The sequence below is a fragment of the Streptomyces sp. NPDC002265 genome, assembly GCF_040296125.1.
Taxonomy (GTDB): Bacteria; Actinomycetota; Actinomycetes; order Streptomycetales; family Streptomycetaceae; genus Streptomyces.
Window position 1 is genome coordinate 1 of the sequence record NZ_JBEOWS010000602.1, and the last position, 2,814, is coordinate 2,814.

Sequence of the window (2,814 nt, forward strand, 5' to 3'; positions counted from 1 at the left end):
GTGCGGGCCGCACGGCGGCGTCGTGCGGCCGGGCGTCCCGACGGCCCCGGCCCGCCCCGTGGGCGCCCGCTATCTCCGGTCGGGAGTCCTCGGCGGACTGACCGTGGTGCGTGGCGGGCGCCGCTGGGAGGAGGTACGCACGATCAGCTCGGTGGGTATCACCTGTTCGACCGGCAGGTCCGACTCCACACCCTCGATGGCGTCGATGAGCAGCTGGACCACCGCGGTGCCGATCCGGCGGGGTTTCAGCGAGAGCGTGGTGATGGGCGGCTCGGTGTTGGCGTACACGGTGGACTCGCTGCAACAGACCAGCAGCAGGTCGTCCGGGACGCGCAGCCCGTAGCGGCGGGCGGCGGCCAGCAGGTCGGTGCCGTTGGGGTCGAACAGGCCGTAGACCGCGTCGGGGCGGTCCGGGCGGGCGAGCAGCCGGTCGGCGGCGACGGCTCCCGCGCACGGATCGTGCGCGGGGTACGCCTCGTACACCGGGTCCTGGCCGACGCGCTCGCACCAGCGCAGGTACGCGGTGGTGGACAGACGGGTGTAGGTGTCCGTCGTCGTGCCCGTGAGCAGGCCGATCCGTCGGGCGCCGGCCTCGGCCAGGTGGTCGAGGATGCCGAGGACGGCGGCCTCGTGGTCGTTGTCCACCCAGGCGGTGACCGGCAGGGATCCGGCCGGGCGGCCGTCGGAGACGACCGGCAGCCCCTGGCGGACCAGTTCGCTGACCACCGGATCCTGGTCCGAGGGGTCGATGACGACCGTGCCGTCCAGGGCGACGTTCGACCACACGTCGTGGCGCGAGGTCGCCGGCAGGATGACGAGGGCGTAGCCGCGGGCGAGCGCGGCGGAGGTCGCGGCTCTGGCCATCTCCGCGAAGTACGCGAACTCCGTGAAGGTGAAAGGTTCATCCCCGTACGTCGTCACCGTCAGACCGATGAGACCCGACTTGCCGGTACGGAGGGTTCGGGCCGCGGCCGAAGGGCGGTAGCCCAGTCGGTCGGCGACTTCGCGGACATGGCGTCGGGTGGCGTCGGGGAGCCTGCCCTTGCCGTTGAGGGCATCGGAGACGGTCGTGATGGAGACCCCGGCGGCGGCGGCCACATCCCTGATGCCCGCCCGGCCCGGCCGGCTGCCTCGGCGTGAGGTTTCCGCGCGGCTCACCTGGTGCTTCCCTGCTGCTGTCATGGCGAGCCGATAGTAGGGCTCATGCGGTGGGGTAGGGCGGGCGCATATGCACGCGTTGACAGGCACGTTTCTGCATGGTCAAACGCAGGTAACTACCTTAGAAAACAAGTCAGTTGATCGATTCAGTGCCTGTACGTGACTTGCCGGGGAGCGTCGACCTGCCAAGTGTCCGATGTCTCGAAGAGGTCTCAACTCACCTTCACGAGGGATGCGCGCCACGGCGTGAGCTACCGGCGCGTAGATATATGTACGACACGCCCCCCTGGAGTGTGTACCTCGGTCCGGTGATGCCTCTGATACTGCCGTGACGCAGGAGCTCGCCCCGTCCGACAGCCCCGGCGGCGAAGAGGTCGGGCCTCACCCGTGCGCAGCCGCGCCGAATCCTCATAAGGTGAGAAGTATTGGAAGCGGTGGTGGTCACAAGGAGGACTGCGGTGAGCGAGACGAGCCCCAAGCTGCGCGCCGAGCTGGAGGGGATCCCCACCTACAAGCCGGGCAAGCCCGCCGTGGCCGACGGCCCGGTGGCGTACAAGTTGTCCTCCAACGAGAACCCGTACCCGCCGCTGCCCGGTGTGATGGAGAGCGTGACGGCCGCGGCCTCCGCCTTCAACCGCTACCCGGACATGGCGTGCACGGCCCTGATGAACGAGCTGGCCGACCGCTTCGGTGTCCCGGTCTCCCACCTGGCGACCGGCACCGGTTCCGTCGGTGTCGCCCAGCAGCTGATCCAGGCGACCTCAGGACCGGGCGACGAGGTGATCTACGCCTGGCGGTCCTTCGAGGCGTACCCGATCATCACGCAGGTCAGCGGTGCCACGTCGGTGCAGGTCCCGCTGACGCCGGGCGATGTGCACGACCTGGACGCGATGGCGGAAGCGATCACCGACCGCACCCGGCTGATCTTCGTCTGCAACCCCAACAACCCGACGGGCACGGTGGTGCGCCGGGCCGAGCTGGAACGCTTCCTGGACCGGGTGCCCGGCGATGTGCTGGTGGTGCTCGACGAGGCGTACCGGGAGTTCATCCGCGACACCGAGGTGCCGGACGGGGTGGAGCTGTACCGCGACCGTCCGAACGTCTGTGTGCTGCGTACGTTCTCCAAGGCGTACGGCCTCGCCGGCCTGCGCGTCGGTTTCGCCATCGCCCATGAGCCGGTCGCCGCGGCGCTGCGCAAGACGGCGGTCCCGTTCGGGGTGAGCCAGCTCGCCCAGGACGCGGCGGTCGCCTCGTTGAACGCCGAGGACGAATTGCTCGGACGGGTCGGCTCCCTGGTGTGCGAGCGCACGCGCGTGGTCGACGCGCTGCGGTCCCAGGGCTGGACGGTGCCCGAGACCCAGGCCAACTTCGTGTGGCTGCGGCTGGGCGAGCGCACGGTCGACTTCGCGGCGGTGTGCGAGCAGGCGGGAGTCGTGGTGCGGCCGTTCGCCGGCGAGGGCGTGCGGGTGACGATCGGGGAGAACGAGGCGAACGACATCTTCCTGAAGGTGGCGGAAGGATTCCGCAGGGACCTGTAGGGCTCGGCCCGGCGGCGACAGTCTTGAGTGAGGGGCGTCTGTTCCACGTGGAACAGACCCCCCCCACCACGGAGTGCAGGCCCGGGGGGGCCCCACGCCCCCCGCGCGGGGGGCCGGG

The 2,814-nt window shown here is 70.3% G+C and carries 2 protein-coding genes; one reads left to right on the forward strand and one right to left on the reverse strand.

What is annotated here, in order from left to right; translation table 11 throughout:
* Positions 1-69 precede the first annotated feature (69 nt).
* Complete coding sequence (locus ABT085_RS45380; RefSeq protein ID WP_351622842.1) at positions 70-1,182, reverse strand: LacI family DNA-binding transcriptional regulator; 1,113 nt, start codon at positions 1,180-1,182, stop codon at positions 70-72.
* Between the two features lie 434 nt (positions 1,183-1,616).
* Between ABT085_RS45380 and hisC the strand changes: the two genes are divergently transcribed.
* Positions 1,617-2,696, forward strand: coding sequence for a histidinol-phosphate transaminase (gene hisC, locus ABT085_RS45385; RefSeq protein ID WP_351622845.1), 1,080 nt, complete (start codon positions 1,617-1,619; stop codon positions 2,694-2,696).
* Positions 2,697-2,814 lie beyond the last annotated feature (118 nt).

Excerpts from the sequence above, each read along its gene's own strand:
- ABT085_RS45380 (WP_351622842.1), bottom strand. The coding sequence starts at position 1,182 with ATGACAGCAGCAGGGAAGCACCAGGTGAGCCGCGCGGAAACCTCACGC.